At 52.2% G+C, this 22,813-nt stretch carries 19 protein-coding genes; 8 read left to right on the top strand and 11 right to left on the bottom strand.

All coding sequences use genetic code 11. From position 1 onward, the window contains the following. Positions 1–77: 77 nt before the first annotated feature. The 6 genes from pcnB to FV139_RS02870 all read left to right on the top strand — a co-directional run bounded on the left by pcnB (position 78) and on the right by FV139_RS02870 (position 5,006). Positions 78–1,373: a polynucleotide adenylyltransferase PcnB gene (gene pcnB, locus FV139_RS02845; RefSeq protein WP_148066715.1), complete on the top strand. Its 1,296-nt coding sequence runs from the start codon at positions 78–80 to the stop codon at positions 1,371–1,373. Continuing rightward, positions 1,370–1,870: a 2-amino-4-hydroxy-6-hydroxymethyldihydropteridine diphosphokinase gene (gene folK, locus FV139_RS02850; protein WP_148066716.1), complete on the top strand. Its 501-nt coding sequence runs from the start codon at positions 1,370–1,372 to the stop codon at positions 1,868–1,870. The genes pcnB and folK overlap by 4 nt, the downstream gene beginning before the upstream one ends. 24 nt (positions 1,871–1,894) lie before the next feature. After that, on the top strand, positions 1,895–2,578 hold the full coding sequence (locus FV139_RS02855; RefSeq protein WP_187276370.1) for a deoxynucleoside kinase: 684 nt from the start codon (positions 1,895–1,897) through the stop codon (positions 2,576–2,578). Positions 2,579–2,585: 7 nt separating this feature from the next. Continuing rightward, positions 2,586–3,377 carry a 3-methyl-2-oxobutanoate hydroxymethyltransferase gene (gene panB / locus FV139_RS02860; protein ID WP_148066717.1) on the top strand — a complete coding sequence of 264 codons (792 nt, stop codon included), beginning with the start codon at positions 2,586–2,588 and terminating at the stop codon, positions 3,375–3,377. A gap of 259 nt (positions 3,378–3,636) precedes the next feature. Next, positions 3,637–4,521 (top strand): pantoate--beta-alanine ligase, encoded by an 885-nt coding sequence (panC, locus tag FV139_RS02865; RefSeq protein ID WP_148066718.1) that lies wholly within the window; start codon positions 3,637–3,639, stop codon positions 4,519–4,521. A gap of 65 nt (positions 4,522–4,586) precedes the next feature. Next, the gene (locus FV139_RS02870; protein WP_213004002.1) at positions 4,587–5,006 is read left to right on the top strand and encodes a PGPGW domain-containing protein; all 420 of its coding nucleotides are present in this window, start codon (positions 4,587–4,589) and stop codon (positions 5,004–5,006) included. Positions 5,007–5,201: 195 nt separating this feature from the next. Here FV139_RS02870 and FV139_RS02875 read toward each other — a convergent pair whose 3' ends face one another. The 3 genes from FV139_RS02875 to FV139_RS02885 form a co-directional block, all read right to left on the bottom strand. Continuing rightward, positions 5,202–5,699, bottom strand: coding sequence for a nuclear transport factor 2 family protein (locus FV139_RS02875; RefSeq protein ID WP_148066719.1), 498 nt, complete (start codon positions 5,697–5,699; stop codon positions 5,202–5,204). Positions 5,700–5,751: 52 nt separating this feature from the next. Beyond that, complete coding sequence (locus tag FV139_RS02880; protein ID WP_213004003.1) at positions 5,752–7,407, bottom strand: aldehyde dehydrogenase; 1,656 nt, start codon at positions 7,405–7,407, stop codon at positions 5,752–5,754. Positions 7,408–7,829: 422 nt separating this feature from the next. Then, the gene (locus FV139_RS02885) at positions 7,830–9,719 is read right to left on the bottom strand and encodes a DUF3604 domain-containing protein (protein WP_235898503.1); all 1,890 of its coding nucleotides are present in this window, start codon (positions 9,717–9,719) and stop codon (positions 7,830–7,832) included. Positions 9,720–10,134: 415 nt separating this feature from the next. Here FV139_RS02885 and FV139_RS02890 point away from each other — a divergent pair, with 415 nt between their 5' ends. Beyond that, the gene (locus FV139_RS02890; RefSeq protein ID WP_148066720.1) at positions 10,135–11,154 is read left to right on the top strand and encodes an MDR family NADP-dependent oxidoreductase; all 1,020 of its coding nucleotides are present in this window, start codon (positions 10,135–10,137) and stop codon (positions 11,152–11,154) included. Between the two features lie 533 nt (positions 11,155–11,687). Here the strand turns inward: FV139_RS02890 and FV139_RS02895 are convergent. From FV139_RS02895 to FV139_RS02905, 3 genes are all read right to left on the bottom strand, one after another. Next, positions 11,688–12,059: a hypothetical protein gene (locus FV139_RS02895; protein ID WP_148066721.1), complete on the bottom strand. Its 372-nt coding sequence runs from the start codon at positions 12,057–12,059 to the stop codon at positions 11,688–11,690. Between the two features lie 23 nt (positions 12,060–12,082). After that, positions 12,083–12,433: an EthD domain-containing protein gene (locus tag FV139_RS02900; RefSeq protein ID WP_148066722.1), complete on the bottom strand. Its 351-nt coding sequence runs from the start codon at positions 12,431–12,433 to the stop codon at positions 12,083–12,085. A 197-nt stretch (positions 12,434–12,630) separates the two neighbouring features. Then, a complete protein-coding gene (locus FV139_RS02905; RefSeq protein WP_148066723.1) occupies positions 12,631–14,862 on the bottom strand; it encodes a TonB-dependent receptor in 2,232 nt (743 codons plus the stop codon). Between the two features lie 983 nt (positions 14,863–15,845). Between FV139_RS02905 and FV139_RS02910 the strand changes: the two genes are divergently transcribed. Then, entirely contained in the window at positions 15,846–17,033 is a 1,188-nt protein-coding gene (locus FV139_RS02910) for an acetyl-CoA C-acyltransferase (protein ID WP_148066724.1), read from the top strand. 355 nt (positions 17,034–17,388) lie between these two features. Here the strand turns inward: FV139_RS02910 and FV139_RS02915 are convergent, their stop codons facing one another. The 5 genes from FV139_RS02915 to FV139_RS02935 all read right to left on the bottom strand — a co-directional run bounded on the left by FV139_RS02915 (position 17,389) and on the right by FV139_RS02935 (position 22,650). Further along, positions 17,389–18,408, bottom strand: a complete 1,020-nt coding sequence (locus FV139_RS02915) for an NADP-dependent oxidoreductase (protein ID WP_148066725.1) — start codon at positions 18,406–18,408, stop codon at positions 17,389–17,391. 50 nt (positions 18,409–18,458) lie between these two features. Continuing rightward, entirely contained in the window at positions 18,459–19,226 is a 768-nt protein-coding gene (locus tag FV139_RS02920) for an SDR family NAD(P)-dependent oxidoreductase (protein ID WP_148066726.1), read from the bottom strand. 15 nt (positions 19,227–19,241) lie between these two features. Further along, positions 19,242–20,855, bottom strand: coding sequence for a class I adenylate-forming enzyme family protein (locus FV139_RS02925; RefSeq protein ID WP_187276371.1), 1,614 nt, complete (start codon positions 20,853–20,855; stop codon positions 19,242–19,244). Positions 20,856–20,985: 130 nt separating this feature from the next. Further along, positions 20,986–21,804, bottom strand: coding sequence for an SDR family NAD(P)-dependent oxidoreductase (locus FV139_RS02930; protein ID WP_213004004.1), 819 nt, complete (start codon positions 21,802–21,804; stop codon positions 20,986–20,988). Positions 21,805–21,852: 48 nt separating this feature from the next. Then, positions 21,853–22,650 carry an enoyl-CoA hydratase/isomerase family protein gene (locus tag FV139_RS02935; RefSeq protein ID WP_148066728.1) on the bottom strand — a complete coding sequence of 266 codons (798 nt, stop codon included), beginning with the start codon at positions 22,648–22,650 and terminating at the stop codon, positions 21,853–21,855. Positions 22,651–22,813: the final 163 nt, after the last annotated feature.

Below are 22,813 nucleotides of genomic sequence, written 5' to 3' on the forward strand. Positions count from 1 at the left end.
CCGATTCCACCAGCCCACCCGGCCCGGTCTTCTGTGGTAGACTGCGCAGCGTCAACTTTCTGAACCAGGCGGCGCGATTGAAGGTCATTCCCAGGGATCAGCACTGTATATCCCGGCAGAACATCAGTGATAACGCACTCAAGGTGATGGCGCGCCTGCGCGGCAGCGACTACCAGGCCTACCTGGTGGGTGGCGCGGTACGCGACCTGCTGCTCGGAGGCCACCCCAAGGACTTTGACGTCGCCACCGACGCCACACCGGAGCAGGTGCACGAACTGTTCCGCAACTCGCGCATCATTGGCCGTCGCTTCCGCATCGTTCACGTCCGCTTCGGCCGCGAGATCATCGAGGTCACCACCTTCCGCGGCCACCACGACAGCGACGACGACGAGGGCAGGAACCGCTCCAGCCACTCGCGCCAGTCGTCCAGCGGCCTGCTGCTGCGGGACAATGTATTCGGCACCCTCGAGGAAGACGCCGTACGCCGGGACCTCACCGTCAATGCCCTGTACTACGACAGCAAGACGTTTGAAGTCTTCGACCACGTCCAGGGCCTGGAAGATCTCGAGCTGCGCCACATCCGCATCATCGGCGATCCGGTCCAGCGCTTCACCGAAGACCCGGTCCGCATGCTGCGGGTGCTGCGCTTTGCCGCCAAGCTGGACTTTTCCATTGATGAGGGCACCGCCAGGGCCATCCCGGAATGCGCCTCGCTGCTGGGCGAGATACCTGCCGCCCGCCTGTTTGACGAGTTCCTCAAGCTGTTCCTGGCTGGTAACGCAGAGGCCACACTGCTCCTGCTGCAGCAACATCGCCTGCTCCAGTACCTGTTCCCGGACAGTGCCCGCCTGCTCGGCAAAGACGACACCGCGCAAGCACTGGTCGTGGCGGCGATGCGCAGCACCGACCTCCGAATCCGTGAGGACAAGCCGGTCACCCCGGCCTTCCTGCTGGCCGCTCTGCTGTGGCCGGTAGCCTGCGCAACCGCAGCCCGTCTGCGCGACCGCGGCGAACCGCCAATGCAGGCGATGAACAGCGCCGCACAACAGACCATCGCCGAGGCCTCCCGGTACCTGTCCATTCCGCGCCGCTTCAGCCAGCCGATGCGCGAGATATGGGAGTTTCAGCTGCGCCTGGAGCGGCGCGGCGGCCGCAAGGCGGTGGAACTGGTGCAGCACAAACGGTTCCGCGCTGCCTACGACTTCCTGCTTCTGCGGGAGGAAGCGGGCGAGACAACGGAAGGCCTCGGTGCCTGGTGGACTGAGTTTCAGACACTGCCGGAAAACCAGCAATTGCAGCAGGTGGCCCAGGACAAGCCGGCGCGCTCGCGCCGCCGTCGCCCCCGCCGCAAACGCCCGAGCAATGCGGCGTGATCACCTGCTACCTCGGCCTCGGCAGTAACCTTGATGACCCGGAACGCCAGCTGCAGCAGGCGCTGTCCGCACTGGGGAAGATACCCGAATCCCGGCTGGCGGCGGCCTCGCCCGTCTACCGCAGCGCCCCCATGGGCCCCGAGGGCCAGCAGGATTACCTCAATGCGGTGGTGGCGCTGGTCACCAAACTCGAACCCCTGCCGTTGCTGGACGCCCTGCAGGGCATCGAAAACGCCCAGGGGCGCGTACGCGAGGAGCGCTGGGGCCCCCGCTGTATCGACCTCGACATCCTCCTGTACGGCAATCTTCTGGTCAGCGAGTCACGACTCCAGATCCCCCACCCGGGCCTGGCCGAGCGCAACTTTGTCCTTGTTCCCCTGATGGATATCTGCGACCCGCGGCACAAGCTGCCCGACGGCACTGATCTTGCTACATTAGCGGAGCGCTGCCCGAGCGGGCGCCTGGAGCGCACCCGGATTCGTCTGAGAACGCATTGATTTTGACAGGAAGGGAGTCGCAGCTTGAGCGGTGACAGCACAACCATCAAACTCGACCTGAAGGGACGGCAGCCACCGCGCTATATCGCCGTGGAAGGGCCCATCGGGGTGGGCAAGACGACACTGGCCAAACGCCTTGCAACCACCTTCAACTACCAGACCCTGCTGGAGGACGCCGGCGACAACCCCTTCCTGGAGAAGTTCTACCGCAACCGTAAACAGGCGGCGCTGGCCACCCAGCTGTTCTTCCTGTTCCAGCGCACCGAAAAAATCCAGCAGATGCGCCAGGCCGATATCTTCGAACCGGTACAGGTGGCCGATTTCCTGATCGACAAAGACCCGCTGTTCGCCCGCGTCAACCTGGAGCAGGACGAATTCCAGCTCTACGAAAGGGTCTACCAACAGATGACCATTGACGCCCCCCGGCCCGACCTGGTGATCTACCTGCAGGCCTCTACCGACGTACTGCTGTCGCGTATCGAACAGCGAGGAATGGACTACGAACAGGGCCTTGAACGCGCCTATCTCGAGCGCCTGAACGAAGTGTACAGTGAGTTTTTTCTGTATTACGATGGCGCCCCGTTACTGATAGTCAACGCCAGCGAGATCGATCTCGCCCACGGTGACCGCGACTACCACCACCTGGTCGACTACCTGCTGGACATTCGCAGCGGCCGCCACTATTTCAACCCCACCTTCTTTGGATAACAGCGCCATGGGCAAGATTACCGTCAGCACCCTGGACAAGATGAAAGCCGCCGGCGAGAAATTTGTCTGCATCACCGCCTACGACGCGACTTTCGCCCGCCTCGTCAGCGAGGCCGGTGCCGAAACCATCCTTGTGGGGGACTCCCTGGGCAACGTGATCCAGGGCCACGGCAGCACCATTCCCGTGCGCATGGAGGATATGGCCTACCACACCGCTTGTGTGTGCCGTGCCAACACCGACGCCATGGTCATCGCTGACCTCCCCTTCATGGCCTACAGCACGCCGGAAGAGACCCTGCGCAATGCCGCGACGCTGATGCAGGCCGGGGCGCAGATGGTAAAGCTGGAGGGCGGGGTGTGGCTCAGTGACTCCATCAGCATGCTGGTTGAGCGGGGCATTCCAGTCTGCGCCCACCTCGGCCTGACCCCACAGTCAGTCAACGTGTTCGGTGGCTACCGGGTTCAGGGGCGCACTCCCAAGAGTGCCAAGTCCATCCTCGCCGACGCGGTGGAAATCCAGGACGCCGGTGCCAGCCTGCTGGTGCTGGAGTGTGTGCCCTCCCACCTCGCTACCGATATCAGCGAGAAGCTGGACATCCCCGTCATCGGCATCGGGGCCGGCCCCGGAACCGACGCCCAGGTGCTGGTACTGCACGACCTGCTGGGCCTGTCCGGGCACAGCCCCAAGTTCGTGCAGAACTTCATGGACGGGCAGGCCAGCGTTCAGGATGCACTCAGAACCTTCGTGCAGGCGGTCAAATCTGGTGCATATCCGGGCGAAGAACACAGTTACAGCTAGCCTTTTTCACCCAAACCACCCCAAAAAGCCCACTAATTTAAATGCCTGCCGGGTATGTGAGCACTCACATTAAGTAGGTTTCTGTAGTGCTTCTTTTGGTAACACCCGGTGGTCGATTTTTCAGCAAAACCCGTTGCCCGTAACAAACGCTTGGGGCATACTGCCTCACCCGCCAGCCAGCAAGATCGGCTGACGCAACGGACAACTGACTGACGATCGGTTTAGCGTCACCCATTCCACATCGAGGGATATGGTAGATATGCGAACTTATACCAGCTGCACAGCACTGCGCACCGCACTGGCCGACTGCCGCCGGCAGGGCCAATCCATTGCCTTCGTACCCACCATGGGGAATCTCCACGAAGGTCACCTCGATCTGGTCCGACGAGCCAGGGCGCTGTGTGATGTCGTCGTGGTCAGTATCTTCGTCAATCCGCTGCAGTTCGGCGCCAACGAAGACCTCGACGCCTACCCCCGCACCATGGCCGCCGACAAGGAAAAGCTGTTCAGCGAAGGCGTACAGGCCCTGTACGCCCCTACCGTGGAAGAGATTTACCCCGAGGGCATGCACAAGCACACCCAGGTGCAGGTGCCGGACCTCTCCGAGACCCTTTGCGGCAGCAGCCGCCCCGGCCACTTCAACGGCGTGACCACCATCGTCAACAAGCTGTTCAACATGGTGCAGCCGGATGTTGCCGTGTTCGGCGAGAAGGATTTCCAGCAGCTCTCCATCGTCCGCAAGATGGTGCAGGACCTGTGCATGCCCATCCACATCGAGGGTGTGGCAACCGCCCGGGACGAGGACGGCCTCGCCAAGAGCTCTCGCAACGGCTACCTGACAGCCGAGCAGCGCCGGATCGCCCCGGTGATCCACGCCACCCTGACGGGCTGCCGCGAGGCCATTGCCTGCGGTTTCGACAACTTCCTGCAACTTGAATCCCACGCCCGCATGCAGTTACTGCAGGCCGGTTTCGAGCCCGATTACTTTGCCATTCGCGACGCCCGCACCCTGCGCGCGGTGGATGAGAACACCGAGGAAATTGCCATCCTGGCCGCGGCCCGGCTCGGCAAGACCCGACTCATCGACAATGTGCGACTGGCGGTGAACCCGGCCTCCGACTGGGGCATGCTCGCCGCGCACTGACACGGCTGTGGCGGGAAGCTCCGAACAGTGACCATCCCGCCACGCTTCAGAGTGAAACTGGCCTAGTGCTGGAATTCCTGCAAAGCCACTGGGAAGCCATTCTGCTGTGGGTCAGCGCGGCCTCCCTGCTGGCACTGGTCGGCACCCTTATCACCCTCCCCTGGGCCGTCACCCTGCTACCGGCCGACTACTTCAATCGCCCCCGGCGCCAGGCGTGGCACCGGATCACGCCCTACCCGCTGCTGAACCTGGTGCTGATCGTGCTGAAAAACTGCCTGGGCCTGGCACTGGCCCTGCTGGGTGTGGTGTTGCTGTTCACGCCCGGGCAGGGACTGCTGACCCTGCTGGCCGGCGTGGCCCTGATGAACTTCCCCGGCAAGTACCGGCTGGAACGGCATATCGCCCAGAGAACCGGCGTGCTCAAGGGCATCAACTGGCTGCGTGAACGGCGCGGCTACCCCCCGATGGAAGCGCCGCGCAGATGAGCGGAACTCCCTCTGTCAGAGGTCGATCAGCAGCCCGAGACTCCAGCCGCTGAATTCGAGCAGCGCCCAGTGGTAGTTGCTGCTCTTCACCGGCGTCGAACCCGGGGCTGCTACCATTGGCAGACTGGCGGCTTCTTGTTTGAATTCTGTAAAAATAGTCCTGCGTAGTACATCAGATGCCCCGAACTCTTACTGTCATGAGACTGTTGTATGTAATGATTGGGGTAACAGTTCGGGCTGAGTCAGGTTCGCGACGCTATCGACCTTTCCGCCCATGGCGGTAAACAAAAGGATCGGATCGGTGTACTCGACAAACCGGCAAACCTTGCCATCGCGCACTGAGAATCGCGCAAGATATTCGTTTCTATAGTCAGCACCAGAGCGGAGCTTCATTGCGCTCCGGTATGAGGCCAATAATTCGTCCGGGTTACTCGACAGAGTGTCCACCTCTATATCGTACAGATTCTCCGACCCATCAATCATCACGGTAGACGCCTGAATCAGTAAGGCTATGTAATTCGCCCGACCACTGGTAGTGCGCTCAAAGCCCACGGGGCGAAATGGAACCTCAAATACCACGTCCTCAGTTGTCAGTTCAGTCAACCTATCGAAATCCCAGCAATTCAGCGCCTCAAGATATTCGTATACGAGTTGAATGTTTCGATCGGAATTATTGTTGGGAATACCGTTCATGATCACCTACTCATCTACAAAGACAACGATTCACTGTCAGGTTAACAGGAAGCTAAAATGGCGGTTCTTGCCATTCGATGCCATTTATCACCTCTGCAGGCATTTCTTCGTCTGGTTCGATCGATATTGTTCGATACTGCAGATATTCCTCGATCGCATAAGGACCGTGTTCACGACCGATACCGGAATGCTTAAATCCACCGAACGGGGAATTGAAGTCGGCTGCAAAGGTGTTAACAGAGAATACGCCGGTACGGATACGCTTTGCGATTTCAAAACCGTGCGAAGTATCACTGGTAAAAACACAACCGGCTAACCCGTACTTGCTATCATTCGCAATTCGGATAGCCTCCTCTTCGTCATCGTAAGGAATCATTACAACCACTGGACCGAAAAATTCCTCTTGTGAAACTGACATATCGCTCGTAACGTCAGTGAGTAGTGTGGGCTCAAAGTACCATCCTTGCTTCATGTGGTCCGGAATCTTGCCACCGGCTCGTACAACAGCCCCCTCTGCGATTCCTTCATCGAGTAAACGGATGACATGGTCGCGCTGCTGCCGGGAAATCAAAGGTCCGATTGCGGTATCAGGATCATGGGGGTCTCCCACTTTTAGAGCACCAAAACTGCTCGCTAATTTCTCAGCCAACTCTTCATAGCAGGTCCTGGGCACTATCAATCGACTCATACATACGCAACTCTGGCCACTGCTAGTACCGACACTGATTCCAACGAGCGTAGGAATTATCTTATCCAAATCCACATCATCGAGAATAATGGCAGCAGACTTACCACCCAGCTCTAAAACGCACGGCCTTATTCGTTCCGCGCAGGACTGGCCAATCCGCTTTCCTACTGCTGTAGACCCCGTAAAACTCACCATATCTACTCCGGGGTGTTCAACCAGATATTGTGAAGACTCAGCGCCTGCAGCGACAATATTAATGACACCTGGTGGAAAGCCAGCTTCGGAAATCAGGTCCCCCAGGGCAAAAATCGCCAAGGGATTTTGTTCCGGAACTTTAAGCACAATTGTACAACCCGCCATAAGAGCAGGGCATGCCTTTTGCCCCACACACGGCAAAGCAAAGTTGTAGGCGCATAGCACAGCGACTACGCCCGCTGGCTCCTTGAATACCAAACTCTTGGTAGCGTATCTGACAATGGTTCCTCCAGCACCTCCGGCAAGCGAAGTCATGTCGGATTCCCTTAATTCGGCAAAGCGTGTTCTACGCCCGGCCGCGGCGTGGTAATTCCAATGTAAGGTAGGTGCCGTCGACTGGTAAACATCTGCCAGAAACCAGGTCGAGCCCAGTTCATCTATTATCAGATCGCGAAATTCTGGTCGCCGCTCAGCTATAAGCGATGCAAGTCGCTCACACATTTCAGCGCGCTCCGCAACTGGCCGAGTTTTCCAATCCGTATTGTAAAACGCCTGCCGAGCTGCACTGACGGCCGTATCGATATCCTTCTCGGACGCGCTTGGTACGCGGCCGATAACCTGCTCACTGTGAGGTGAAATCACATCTTGGTAGGCTCGCGAATCGGGTTCTTGCCATCGGCCGTCAATATAGAAACCGGAATAATCTCGTTCCAACATTGCTACTCTATCTCCATTAATCAGTGATCTCATTTTATTTAGGACGGATAGGTATGGTGGATCAATACAACGTACTGTCGACGACCGAAAATAGAGGCTTTCAGCCATCCCTGCTTTCCCGTCGCGCACTTTCGACCACATCAACACACCGAGGCCGAAAGCGAACCGCCCGGTCGGTTTGGTTTAAAGTTAGCAAGCACCATGCTTAAAGTCAACGCCCGCAACGCAAAAAAGGCCAGTGCGATCGCTGAACTGCTGCCACACAAATGGGTGTCGCCTAACAAGGTGTGATTGCCGGACGCTTACACATAAAATGCGTCGAGACCAACCACGCCTGAATGAGGGCCACCTTCACCAGAATACCCTAAAGACGAGAAACCCCAGGAAGTGAGAAACACGACAATATAGAGGCGAACCAATGACTCATTATATTGACGCCAGGGGAGGGGGGCAGCTTTCAGGCATCACTCAATTGTCGAAGGAACAAGGCACTATGCCCGAATGCTTTTGATAATTGATTAGTTTAAGTTCTATTCTGGGGGCTTGTACCATATGGGTGACGAATATGCGCGCTCCTGAATCACCATAGGCACCCCGGCTTTCTTGGGTTGGTTATAAAAGACGGAATCATAAGCTGTCCAGCGCGGCGTCGGTATTTCCAATACACGGACATAATAAAACGCAGAATCCTCCGCATTGAATTCAGGGTCTTCCCATACTGCCATCAACTGCACCGCGCCGATAGAATTCGTGTAACGCGCACGCTTAAGGTCAACAGTACTCCCGACAACAGGTGCCTCCTGCGTTAGTGGATCAATAATCCGCTCATCCGACAAAGCGACATCGTATATTTTCTCGTAGGTTTCGCCACCTTTACTCCAGCCTTTAACGATTTGGACTCGATCCAGGTTGGCTCCGTCCGGATCCTTCAGTGCCATGACGAGGAAACGAGGAGACTGCAGTTCCTGGCCGGGATCTGGAGCTACAAGATCACCGCCCATTGGAACCCCCTTTTCATAGCCAATTTGTGCATAGTTTGATCGACTAATATCGTCGTCCTCGAAATACCATCCGCCAAAAAATCGCAAAGTAATTCTAGTTCCGGTAGTGGCATAAACCTCTCGGCGTTTAATAGATTCAAAAAGTGATTCTCTAGAGTTCTGCTCCGCCCAGACCGCCGCTAAACCTGATGCCCCTAACCACCAAACATTTCCATAGTGCCCCCCTGTAATCATTTCGGCTCTTCCCGGGCCTGGCTCACCCTCTGCATACTTTCCGAAGTAATTGTCTTCTCCTGTTGTCGACAGGGAGGTATGCGAGTCAGTACTACCTATCATTCCGAACTTGAACGGGTTGGAACCAACTCCATTCTGGTGCCGCAACCCCTCTCGTAATGCCGAGCGTGCGTATTCATACTTCAGCATCCAGGGCTCTTTTGGTCGTGTAAACCCAACGTTAGTCTTGTCCCACCACCGCTCAAAATTGGCAAATGGGTCATCCGGAGACAAGTAAGGATGCGTTTCGCTGTCTCCTTTCATTTGCGTTACCTCGACTACTGGTTCCCAGCGGGCTCTTTTCCGAGCGTATTCAGCATCAATCTCTGTACCGTTCAATCTGATTGGCGAGAACATTCTTCCGTTACTGAGATTTCCGTTATGCGGTATTGCAAGTACCTCGCCACCCGTTGACTTTTCATACGCTTCTAGATAGCTCCAAAGTGATTCTGGATCCGGACTGGCAAGTGCTGATAACGGCAATTTTCCAGTCACTGTTTCAGCGCTATCTTTAAACAGTACAACACGGTGAAGATTATCTCCCGTCACCATTGCCGTCCATTCATAAGCAGAAAAGGCGGTAAACTTTCCAGGCTGATTGAATGCATCGGATGTCTTTGCCACCTGCTCCCAGATTGAACTCAGCAATTCATCTGGCATTCTGCTTTCAGGCTTGCCACCTAACGTTACTTTGGCAAACTCCTGTAAAAGCTCATTGTTATTCCCGTTGCTGATTACATCTATCAAACGTTTTCCTATGCTCCACTGTTTTAGAGCGGGTGACTCTGCTTTAGCAAGGGCGAAAACACCCAGGTATTCGGCATGGTCTGAGACTGCAAGGAAATCCAGGGGTCGCTGCAGCTTCACCCGCTGGCCTGAACTTGAAGTGACCTCTTCTCCGCTGGCAAATCTGAAAGCATCTTCAGTAGACAGGCTTTCATTGCCGAGGCTAAAAGCATCCCCCGAAAGGTTTGTATGTACATGAGTATCACCCCAGTAGACAAACTTATCAGGCTGATTCCTTACCGGCGGTGAATAGATTTCGTCCGTTAGTAATCCCGTTTCCGCTGAGTACGTATTCAAGGACATGAATACGAAAGTAGTCAGAGCAATAGCGGAAGGAGGATTGAGCGAGAATCTGATCATTTCGTTCACCTAAGGCGATAGTTATGGCTTTAGTTATAGCTTTGCCCAGTATGTATTACCGTTGCCTTGTTAATAATGAATTTTTCGCAAGCCCAGTCTTCGGCATTGTTGAGACATCGACTATAAGTTATCGATTAACACCATGCTCTAGCTTTTCTGCAATATGTGAGAATGACAACGAGCTCAGCTCTCCACTTGCGAATAATTCGACCGAACAGGCGGTCCACTTTAGACCCAGTACAATGCACACGTCAAGCGCTAGCAGCGCAAGCAACTGTGATCTCGATGGTATGTTTACCTTTCATTCTTTAACTGACAGTTTGACAGGCCTCTCAACAAATGAAATTATAGACACTAATCGACCGTTCGGTCGGTCATTGCCTCCTAAATCGTTCCTACGAGGGCTCAGTCGACCATGCAAAGAAACAGACAGATTATTCTAAAGTCTCACGTTCAAGGCATCCCAAAAGAAAGTGACTTTGCGATTATCGAGGGTGGTATACCCGACCTGGCTAACGGTGAATTCCTGATTCAGAATCTCTATTTTTCACTTGAACCGGCTATTCGGGGCTGGCTCGAGGGAAAGGAGGCTTACTTTCCTCCCATCCCAATCAATGGTGTTGTTAGAGGACCGACTGTGGGCCGTGTGATTACATCCAATAATGCACACTTTCATGAGGGCGATATTGTCTTCGCACTCAATCGATGGGAAGACTTTTCCGTTTGTGACGATAACACTATTCTACTGGAGAAACTTACCATTCATGGGAATACACCTCTATCCTACTACGTTGGACCGCTAGGCGGATCAGGAACTACCGCCTATGTAGGACTTCATGAAATCGGCCACATATCCTCGGGACAGACCGTTGTCGTGAGCGCAGCGGCAGGTGCAACGGGAAGTATGGTAGGACAGATAGCTAAACTTAGAGGCTGCAAAGTCATTGGAATCGTTGGCAGCGATGAAAAAGCGAATAGTATTGTAAACGAACTGGGTATGGACGCTGCGATCAACTATAAGACCTGCCCAGACCTTGCTTCTGCTGTATTGGAACTCGCTCCCGAAAACGTTGATGTCTATTTCGACAATGTAGGCGGGCCCATCCTGGACGCAATGCTAACAACGATGAAAATACAGGGCCGGATTATCTGCTGTGGCATGATTTCCGACTACAACAGAACCGATAATCCCAATCCAATTACAAATCTTTGGCAAGTTGTAGCAAAACAATTAACTATGAAAGGGTTTCTCTTACATTACTACCATAACGAAATTCCCGCGGCCAGAAAGCAACTGGCCACCTGGATAGCAGATGGAAAAATCACTGTATCAGAAGATATCACCACCGGGATTGCACAGACACCGGCAGCATTCCGTCGATTGATGTCTGGCTCTACCAGCGGGAAAGCCCTCGTAGAAATTGATTTAGTGTAAGACAGGCCGCAGTTATATCATTCTCATTGATCACCGGGATAACACCAGACCGCTCTACGCCGTATGGACCCTTTTGACCTGGTCGTTTTTGTAGGTAGCCCCTTATTAGCCCGGATATTTCACGAGTGATCCTATCTGGCCGCGTCTCCGCGGAGATTTTCTCGATCTGTGGATAACAGCCAGTTAGAGAGGTGATTTGACTTGAATTCCCAAAATCCAGGCACGCCTCCCTCAACCGCCATTGTTGATCAACGTGCTGGGGCAGCACTCGGGAGGGATTATGAGAAGCTCAGACGGTACGCCACCAGTGGTGGCTGGAGGCCGGCCGGCGAAGAGCTCCATCGGTTGATCCCTGATCCGGTTCTCCATAGCACCGCGAGGCAGTAGATCGTGGCTTCCCAGGCTGTCAGACATCAGGGGTATTATTTTGAATGGCAAGTCCCCGCGCGACGAGCTGAACAGCGATCCACTTCTACGCGGATGAGTAGGTAGGAAATTATCGCATTCAAACCAGTGGGGGGGCATCCCCCCCGCTACCTCGAATAGCCCGCAACATACTGATATATTTCAATATCGCCAAAAGATTCTACAATCTGTTTCAATTCTTGAGATACCGATCCCAATATTTTGATAGAAGTGACCACGGCGTAAGACATTAGTTTTTCAATTAACTTCTTGTCGTTATTATTGTGATGGTCGATAACTGCATTCGGCGAACTATATCTCTCCAATACAACAAGTTTCTTTTCATTCTGATTGATAAAATAACTGTATTCCATTGTTTCAGGGTTACGCTCCATCGCATGCATTGAAAGTTTACTCAAGCATTCTTTCAGTTTTTTTTCTGGCACGTCATTGTTTATCTCCATTTCAACAATTATTCGGATACTAGTATTTTCTTCCATTCCAGTGCCCTCAATCGGATCCTCTAATGCGGTTCAGCTATTATTGTTACACGCTCCACTTCAAACGTATCGAAATTGCTTACAAATCCGATATTGTCGCTTATTGCTTCAGCCCATTCTGGTGTGCTGGGTGCCTTGCTCAGAGCTTTTTCTGATTCAAAGCACATAACCGCAAATGCGTCAGGACGCGGAGGCCCCTCCTGCGCCACAGAGGGGTTTTTATTCAGGAACGTGTAATACCATCGTACACCTGGTATCTTAGCTCCAATATTGGGGGCGTGATGCGCCAAATAATGTTCCTTAAATTGCTCTGGTGTAGTTCCAGACCACCTATATATTCCGAACAAGTAAATTGGATGCGTGTCAATTTTCATATTAGATTCCTTGTTGTTCCAGTTCCCACTGTCAACTTACATCGTCGAACCTCGAATCGCTGGTAATATGTAAAAGAAGACAGAAACGCTATTTATCTTCTTTACATAGGTCAATTTTCTATTCAGAGGTTCGCATTCAGCATGTCACAACATATGCATAGACTTCCGAGAACTCATTCACAGTCTCTATTTGTAAATCAAAATTGGTATTCGACCTCTACACCATAGGTTCTTGGCGAGGCGTAACTCCCACGAATACCCATACCGTTAGCTGCGACTTCATCAAAGTATTTTTCATCGGTCAGATTTCTTCCCCAAATCGAAAATCGCCACTGTACATCTTCAGTCAAATAACTTACGCGACCATTTAGAAGGCCGTAGCCATCCTGGCGGAGGTGTTTAGCAGCGGGATCTGCTATAAAATCGAAAAGGAAATCATCTTTATATGAGTAGGTTAGGACAACCGGTACTGTTCCATGTGACAGATTGAACTCATAGTTTGCACTGACGTAGTAGGAAAACTCAGATGCTCTGAGCATGGAATCTCCACTGGCGTCATACGGCACATCCACCATCGCCCCAAACCCAGGAATACCTATGGTTTCACGGAAGACCTTAGCGTTAGCATCATAGTCTTTGTATTCGGAATCGATAAGGTTTAATCCAAAATCGATTGACAGTGAATTGGTTGGGATCCATGTGACATCTAGATCCAGGCCATAAAGTTTTGCATCAGCCGCGTTTTCTGTTGTAACAATACCAATCGTCCCTGAAGCGGCTCGTGTCACTTGAAGATCTTTGTAATCATAATAATAAATCGAAGTTGCCAAGCGTAAGGAGTGATTCAAGAAGTCGCCTTTCAATCCTAGTTCGTACATATCCAGGGTCTCTGGGTCTAAACTCTCTGGCGTCGTTGATGCCGGGTAATTGTAACCACCGCTTTTGAATCCCTGCGAATACGATGCATAGATTAGTGATTCTCCAAAATGATGCTCCAATACGATCCTGGGAGTAAACTTATTCCAGCTACTGTCAGCATAGAATGGAACTCCTGGCGTGAAGTATCCCGGTCGCTTTGTTTGCTCCAAACTGACTTTGCGATGTTCGAAGGAATAGCGACCACCAATTGTGATTGCTGTATTTTCGTTAAGATCCCAAGTCAACTGGCCGAACAACGCGTAGGCTGTTGTCTCCATTTCCTGGTTACCCTGGGAGATGGTAATGGTTGAGCTATCAACAAAAACCTCTGAAGTATGTTCGTCTCGATAAAGAAAGGCACCTGCAATCCACTCGATTGAACTGGCAGGGTCTGATATAAATTGTATCTCCTGAGAGAAAGTCTCCGAGGATTCAGGGAAATCCCCAGGTGTAAGGACTGAGGCACTACTCCCATCGACTTCTCCATACCAGTCATTACTGAAGTCGTCAAAGGTAGTAATCGAGACCAGGTCCAGAGAAGCGAGATCTACATCAATTCGGAGTTGTCCAGAAAGATCTTCAGTATCTGACTTATCCGTGAGATCTGTCGCTGTCTCGCTAGGTTTACGGCCGGTGAAACCACCAAAATTCGAAATTCCGAAATTAAGTTCCACTGGCGGCAAGGCATTTTGATGGAGTCCTTCAGCATCATTTTTTGTCCAATAATCGACAAGTAGATCTGCCGTCATACTATCACTAATATTCCAACGTACTCTGGCACTAACAGAGTTAAGTTCCCTGTCGTCAAACTCCTCGAGCACACCAGGGATTACGCCATGCGCGAGATTATCGACGTAGCCGTCTCTAGTGCTATAGAGTCCCGAAAGGCGGACACCCAAATCCGAAGACACAGGGATATTTACCGTACCCGCCATATCTACTGCATTATAGTTTCCATAACTCGCTCTAAGATCGCCTTCAAGATCATCTACTACATCTTTTCGAATGATACGAACTGCACCCCCAGTCGCGTTTCGTCCATACAAAGTACCTTGTGGTCCCTTCAGCACTTCAACCCTCTCAACATCGGCACCCAATCCCATGATGCTCGCTGAAACTCTCGGGGAATAGCGATCCTGAATATAGGTGGCTATGCTGGGATCCAAACCGTTAATTGCGAGACGTGTACCGACACCACGTATATATGGGCTCCCCGTCGGCCCTAAATTTGTAAACACTACCCCTGGAGTCACCATTTGTAACTCTTGAGTGTCCGATATTCCCATATTTTGGAGCGCACTACCTGTGAAGGCCGATACCGAAATAGGAACGTCCTGTAGATCTTCTGCTCTTTTTTGCGCAGTAACGATAATCTCTTCGAGTGTTTTGGATGGGCTTTTTTTGTCAGCCGGATCCAGGTTCTGTGCTAACGTACTTTGACAAACATTAGCCACTAGTGATCCGAAAACTCCCGCAGCAAGTCTTTTTCGATACCCTTTAGATAGCCGCATTGTTTAATTCCCTCTTATTATACCTTGCCGGTTTGTAGATATGAGTTCGATTGTGGTTTCAGTGCTACATCGCATGTTGCGAACCACTCCCAACCGAACCGACCGGTCGGGTGTGTTTAACTCTAGATTTGAATGCCACTCCTGTCAATATCTGCGTTAAAACTTATTTTTATTACGCAAGCGTTTAAAATTCTTCTCCAGATTTCCAGCTCTCCGGATGTTGCGCGGAGCCTACTGACCAATGTAAGCGCGGGCGCTGCCCTGACATTACGCCGGACACAGTGCCTCCGTTGCTTGCAAGGCCCTGTACAGCGGTGCCTCACTCACCTTGCGAGTCGGGTAGACGATACCTGGATATGCGCGAAATATTGAAAAGCGCTTGGCCACGCTGAGCAGTCAAACCCTAGCGCCCTCATCCAGACGTTTTAACTACCCGGGCCCATCGGCACAGCCACCCCAAATCCTCGTTCCGGCACATCTGGGGTGCAAAATTTCCGTCTGCCACTCTCCCCAACATCTATTCTGGTTAGCAGAAGATCTGCTTCCCCATGCGGCAATCGCAGGCAAAATCCTGCAACCATGTTAAAGAAAATGCATCCACTTCTAATTGGTTTCTTAAAGGTTGTTTTCGAGAATATTCGCAAACTCCTCGGTTGACGAGGGATAACAAAATTCGGTATATTCAGTCCGACCGGTCGGTCTGTTTTTGCAGCGAAGTTTGAAAAATGTTCACCAAGAATTGCCGAGAGGCAAATGACTGAGCTAGCCAAATTGCGCACCGGCGATAAAATTTTGGTTCTGTTAACCAAATGCTCATGCCAAAAGCAGCTACCCACAATGCGTGAGGCTATGGCATTTTCGGTTTCAGCAGTCCCGCATGATAAGAGTACGCGTATTACCTGACGGCACATGTCGTCAATTCGCTATAGCCGTTTAGCCCAGAATATCTGACCCACACCGTATTTTCCTCACAGGAGTTATATATGAAAGAAGCGGTAATCGTCTCAACTGCGCGCACGCCAATTGGAAAAGCGTTCAAAGGATCGTTCAACAACACTAAATCGCCAACGTTGCTAGGCCACGCCATAAAACATGCGGTGGCCAGAGCAGACATTGAACCCGGCGAAATCGAAGATGTCGTGGTGGGTTCCGTCCTTAACGCAGGCAGTGCGGGTATGAACGTAGGACGCACTTCCGCTCTGGCTGCAGGGTTACCCAGTAGCGTCCCCGGTCAAACCATAGATCGCCAGTGTTCATCCGGCTTAATGGCGATCGCTACAGCTGCCAAACAAATCATTGTCGATGGCATGTCAGTGACCGTTGCCGGAGGTCAGGAGAATATTTCCGAGGTGCAGCAAAAGCTTTTCGAATGGAATGGTAGTAGTGGTGTCGATGAAAACGTGCTCAAACACAACGAGCATGCGTACATGCCAATGCTGCTCACCGCTGAGTATGTTTCAAAAAAATACGCCCTATCTCGAAACCTCCAGGACGAGTATGCGCTGAGCTCTCAGCAACGAACAGCGGCAGCGCAGGAAAACAGGGTTTTTGATGATGAAATTGTGCCATTCAATACAACGATGGCGGTTATGGACAAGGAGACGAAAGTAATAACCTACCAGCCAGTGACTATCACAAAGGATGAAGGCAACCGAATAGACACTACGCTTGCAAGCCTGGAACGGCTTGACCCTATCGTCCAGGGCGGCTCCATCACAGCGGGAAACGCCAGTCAGTTATCAGACGGCGCTTCTGCTTGTGTACTGATGGATCGCAAACTCGCACAGCAGCGCAACATCGACGTATTGGGAGTCTATCGTGGCATTGCAGTGGCGGGGTGCGCACCCGAAGAAATGGGCATTGGTCCAATCTATGCCGTACCCAAGCTGTTAAAACAGCATGGACTCAAGGTAAACGATATTGGATTGTGGGAACTTAATGAAGCCTTTGCCTGCCAGGCGCTCTACTGTCGGCAGCAGTTAGGAATTGATCCGGCATTATTCAATGTCAATGGCGGGGGTATATCGATCGGCCACCCTTACGGTATGACGGGCTCGCGACTGGTAGGTCATGCCCTACTTGAAGGTAAACGAAGAGGGATAAAATATGTCGTTGTCACCATGTGCGTCGGTGGAGGCATGGGTGCCGCCGGATTGTTCGAAGTCGCCTGAATTCGGAGGGTACCGCTGACTGATTTCAAGGTACGAGTGAGGGTAACTCTTTAAGACATTTACTTCCCGTTCAAGGCTGACGGAACTGGATCTAGCGAATTGGCTCGTAGCTCGTCGCAGGAACTTTGATGTTTAAGGAAGGACACCCCCTGCCAAAAGATATTGCCCGCTCTCGTCCTGAAGTACTGAAATCCGACGCTGCATAGTACATCAGTACAGTTGATTCGTGACCAATGATTATGAAGCCTCGAACGTGTCCATTATCAATGGCAACACGAGAAAGATGTAGTTCTTATTTAATAACGGTTAGCCCTTCTATACGTGGGGATCATGATAATCTTATCTACAATTCTGGCTATATTTTCAGAATTAGTTTTCCGTGGTTACTACCTTCAAAAAGACGCGTAAAGGATTGATGGAAATTCTCGATTCCTTCGTCGATGTGTTCTCGAGCCCTTATTTGGCCGTGTAAGAACCAGCGCTCAAGATTTGTATAGGCCTCTTCAAAAAAGTCACTGTAGTAGCGGTTCAAAAAACCGTGGATAGTGGCAGTTTTTGCTATCACCTGCCACATATTACGGGGACCAGGCGGTAACTCGACGCTGTTATATTGCGCGATCATTCCGCATTCTATGAGCCTGGCGTGCTGATTGATATTTGCCAGGGTGGCATCGAGAGCATCACCTCCAACATTATCAAAAAATACATCCACCCCTTCAGGACAGACTTTGCTTATCGCCGCAGCGAGTTCGTCGGCGTCTTTCCCTCTGTAATCTATCGCCCCATCAAAACCGAAAAAATTCAGTAAGAGGTCACATTTGTCCGAACCTCCAGCAATTCCAACCACTCGACACCCCCGGATCTTCGCAATCTGACCAGCGATTGACCCAACTGCGCCCGCCGCCCCGGAAATCAGCACCGTGTCGCCCTTATTTGGCTTACCGACATGAATCAATCCGTTATACGCAGTCAAACCGATAGGCCCCAACGCGTTGAGGTAAGCAGTCGGTGGAATGTCGTCTTGAATTTCGATTCTGCGCGTAAACACGCCGGGCTCCATGACAACGTAATCCGCTACAGCCCCCATACCACAAACATATTGGCCGGTTGGAAAGCCCTCGCACCTGCTTTCCATAACTTCGCCAACGACGAGACAAGCAATCGGTTTGTCTATTGTTAATTGAACGCTATAGCTGCGATAGTCCATCCACCGCCGCATAGCGGGATCCAAAGAACAGTACAGAACACGGACAACAAACTGATTCTTTTCGGGTTTGGGTAACGCAAGTTTGTCTAGCCTGAAATCGCCGCATTGCGGTGTACCCACTGGTCTACGGGCGAGCACGATGGCGCGATTTTTCCATGTTCCGGTCATTTCTACGCCTCAAGCTTTTAGCGAAACCGCGATTTGGAGGTACTCGATATTTAAATGGTTGACATTGTTAAACCGCCATCAACGGTTATAACCGAACCCGTCATGTAGCTCGACGCTTTCGAAGCGAGCAGCAGAATCACACCGTCGAGATCTGCAGGATTTCCCAGCCGGCGCTGAGGGATACGTTTCTCAAGTTTTTTTCCATAATCAGATTCCAGGAACTCCGTAGCCAGTTCAGTCCTGAAATAGCCGGGCGCTACAGCATTTACCCTCACGCCGTACCGGGCCCATTCATACGCCATGGCTTGCGTCAGGTGATTCAGTCCCGCCTTGGCTGCAGCGTAGGCGCCCGTACCCATTTGCACACTGGTAGCGAGTGCCGAGGAAATGTTGATAACAAATCCTACACGCTCTCGGCGAATCAGATCATTGACTAACTCACGGGCCAACAACCAAGCCCCCTTAAGGTTTGTGTTTAGAGCCATATCCCACATATTTTCTGGCATGTCTTTCAAAAGCAGGTCAGTCCCCACACCCGCGTTGTTAACTAACCCCGTTACCGGAGAGATTGCGTTGGCGTTTCTGAGGCATTCAATCACACTGCTTGAATCGGTGACGTCGAGTGGAAGTGCATGAGCGACTCCCCCACTTTCGCGGATTTGTTCTACCGTATCTTCCAGTTTGTCATGACGACGGGCGCACACGAAGACGGTTGCTCCAGCACTAGCCAGGGTCTTGGCCAGCTGCTTCCCCAATCCCGTACCGCCCCCGGTGACCAGTATGGTTTCATCCGATAAATTAAAAAATTCCTGCTGCATTTGGGCTACCTGGAGTCATTGGCTGTGTTGGTTTGACGTTGTGGTACTGTCTGAGCGTGCTTGCAGCACACGCTCCTTGAGTTGATTCTTCTGAACCTTCAACGACGGGGTTCTGGGGAATTCATTACAGATCTCAAGGCTCTCCGGCCACAAATAACGCGCCAACCCTTTCTCCTGAAGAAATACCGTCACGTCTTCTAGCGTAATATGCGAATTCGCAGTAATCACACAGGCACAAGCCTTCTCGCCCAATCGGGGATCTGGAAGCCCGATAACCGCGACGTCAGTGATATCCGGATGCGACCTCAAAGCGGTCTCAATTTCGGCTGGTGTAATCGTTACACCACCGCGGCGGATAATATCTTTGCTGCGACTGACAAAAGTCATGTAGCCCTTTTCGTCAAAAAATCCGATGTCGCCCGTGCGAAAATACCCCTCCGGCGAGATGGCCATCTCATTCAGGTCATCTGCCCTGTAATAACCCAAAAAGCGATTTGGGCCGCGAACCAGGATATCGCCCTGCTCCCCGACTGCAACTGGATTGTCGTTCTCGTCACAGATCAATACATCTGTGCCGGGCAAGTTCCGCCCTTCCGTCGTCAACAAGTTATCCCAGTCGTCGGTCATACCACCGGTGACATGCGCCGGTGATTCAGACATGCCGTACATAGGAAATGGGGTTCCACAAAGCCGGCTTCTGGCGTCAATACGGTAATTAGGAGCTACTCCCGCCACTACCGCACGGCTCGCACAGTCGCTATTGATTGTATCGAGAGCGGGACAGGCGAGTATGTCTATCGCATGGGTCGGCATGAGCAGGAAGTGTGTAACCTGATAGCGTTCCATGAGTGCTATAGCTTCCTCCGCACACCAGTTCCGCATCAGAACTGATTTGCAGCCTTTGAGAAGAGTAAGATAGAACCCTAATAGTGAACTTCCTACAAAGCCAAAGGCCGTAATGACCAACTCCACATCCTGATCAGTAACCCGGTGCATATCGGCATAGGCCATTACGGAGAAGCGCGCAGAATTGGCGGAGTGCATTACGCCTTTGGGCGCTCCAGTAGTTCCACTTGAATAAATCAGCAGCATCAATTCGTCCGGATCCATCTCGCTGCGTGGCGCCGCTATTCCCTGACCGGATTGCAGGAATCTTGTCCACGATAATGCGTCGCCGCCAGCCAGCGCATCGTCGGGAACCACTACGGTAACCTCCTCGCCCTGCACCGCGAGACGCGCGCGCTCAAGCTCCTTTTCTTCCCCAAAGCTAAACAGCAACGAAGCACCTGTATGAGAGATAATCCTTTTAATCTGCTCTTGAGAGAACATTGCCGGCAACAAAGCCGGAACCAGGCCGAAGAGGGAACAGCCGAGAATTGCCACCACAGCTTCGATACAATGCCGGCCGTGAAGGATCACTATATCGCCGGGCTGGCGACCAGCCTGTGAGGCACTGGCAGCGAACTGCATCGCTCGCGATTTGAGTTCGGCAAAGGTGACCTCGCTTTCCCGGTCGACCAATGCCACCTTCCCGGGGAAACGGTCTGCCACCGCTGTGAACGATGTCCAAAAGTCGTCCTGCGACCAATAGCCTTTCTGATAGTACTCTTCGCTAAGACTCTCACTCACGCGGTAACTCGTAACACTTACTCCTCGCATCAACTGAACCTCTACTTCTTTCTTATTTCATTAAAGTGCTGTCAATTGGACACGCGCTATCGCCAGGAATACTCGAAGTTCTGCGCGCATATTGGCGCTATCAGGACAAGGTCAAACCGCCGTCAATTATCAAGGTCTGGCCGGTAACATAGCTGGCTGCGTCAGATACCAGGTACGCTACAGCACCTGCGAACTCCTCGGGATTGCCGAGCCGCTTCATGGGGATACCCTCCCGTACGACCTCAAGCCGATCCTCAGGAACTGTCATAGTCAGGCCTGAGCGAATCTGACCGGGAGCAATCGCATTGACTCGTATACCTTTTTCGGCCCATTGAGCCGCAAGATCCCTCGCCAGGTGTACGACACCGGCTTTACTAGTGGTATACGGAACAATTTGTGCCAAATCTGGGGTGAACGAACTAAATGCACCCGTAGAAGCGATAAATAAGATCGAACCCTTACCCTGTTTAATCATGTGACGGGCTACCTGTCGGGCGGCAACAAACGCACCGGTGAGGTTGACGTCAATAATCTTTTGCCAGCCCGTTAGAGGAATGTCCTCTGGCGCTCCCGACCAGGATGCTCCCGCATTATTGACGAGAATGTCTATAGAGCCAAAGTCATTTACTACATTGTCGACCATTGACGAAACACTCGCCTCGTCGGATATATCGCATCTTACGCCGGCGGTTTTCACGCCAAAAACATCGGATATTTCCCTCGCCAGATCGACGCAAGCAGTCTGTTTACGTGCCGCGAAGACCACATTCGCACCTCGGTCCGCCAGCGCGGCCCCCAAGGCCCGCGCCAGCTCACCATGGCCCCCGACAATAATGGCGTTACAGCCCGCCAGGGATTCAAGGCGCTGCAGGAAACCGCGGGTGATGGTTCCATCATTCATCATTTCACCTTCAGCCACAGAGTAAAATCAGACTATTACACAGCGCCAACGACCTGTCGGTCGATTTTACTTGCCAGTCCAGACGGGCTTACGCTTCTCAAGGAACGCACTCACACCTTCTTTCGCATCCTCGGAATGGTGAACCACGTTACAAGTCATGGTTTCGAGTGTAATAAGAGAATCCGTATCAGCGTCCAAACCACGGTTCACCGCCTTTTTAGTTGCCCACATGCAAAATGGGCTCAAATTCAACATGGGTTCACAGAACTCCTGAATAAGCTCGTCAAACCCGTCGGCTGGCGCGGAAGCATTGGCCAGATCCCATTCCACACACTCCTTGCCGGTCAGCAACTTACCCGTAAGCATGAGTTCCTTTGATTTACGAATTCCAATGTAGCGAGGTAGGCGGTAAATAGGGCCCGCGCCGCCAAACAGAGCCCGGCGGATGTGAAAGTCGCCGATTTGGGCATCATCACTTGCCAGACAAAAATCACAGGAAATCATCAACTCAAAGCCTCCAGCGACAGCATACCCCTCTACTGCGGCAATCGTCGGCTTACCCATATTGAACACTTTGTCATAGGTCCTGGCAGAATCCTCGGCAAGTCGCAGCGAGGTCTTGGATTCACCGAGAACAGGACCTACAAGTTGATCAAGATCGGCACCCGAACAGAAGGTATTTCCTCTACCGCGAAACACTACAACAAGCGCTTTGGGGTCGCTAGCTGCGCGATCTACCGCGGCTTCCAACTCCATCAACAACTGAGGGCTTACACAATTTCGCTTATGCGGCCGGTTCAACCATATGGTGCAAATTCCATTTTCAGCCAGCTCATACTGAATTACATCGTTTTCTTTAGTCATATAAAAACTCCAAGAAAATATATTGTCATTTATATCTTTCCGCCGGACTTTGGAGCAACCCAGGCACGATCCCGGAGCCTACCCAGAAGACCGACCGCCCGTTCGGTTTAGTGATACTGCCCCATCTTCCGGCCCGAGTCAATAGCTTCTCCAACACTTCTTA

It is taken from the genome of Parahaliea maris (genome assembly GCF_008064665.1).
In the GTDB taxonomy this organism is placed as follows: domain Bacteria; phylum Pseudomonadota; class Gammaproteobacteria; order Pseudomonadales; family Halieaceae; genus Parahaliea; species Parahaliea maris.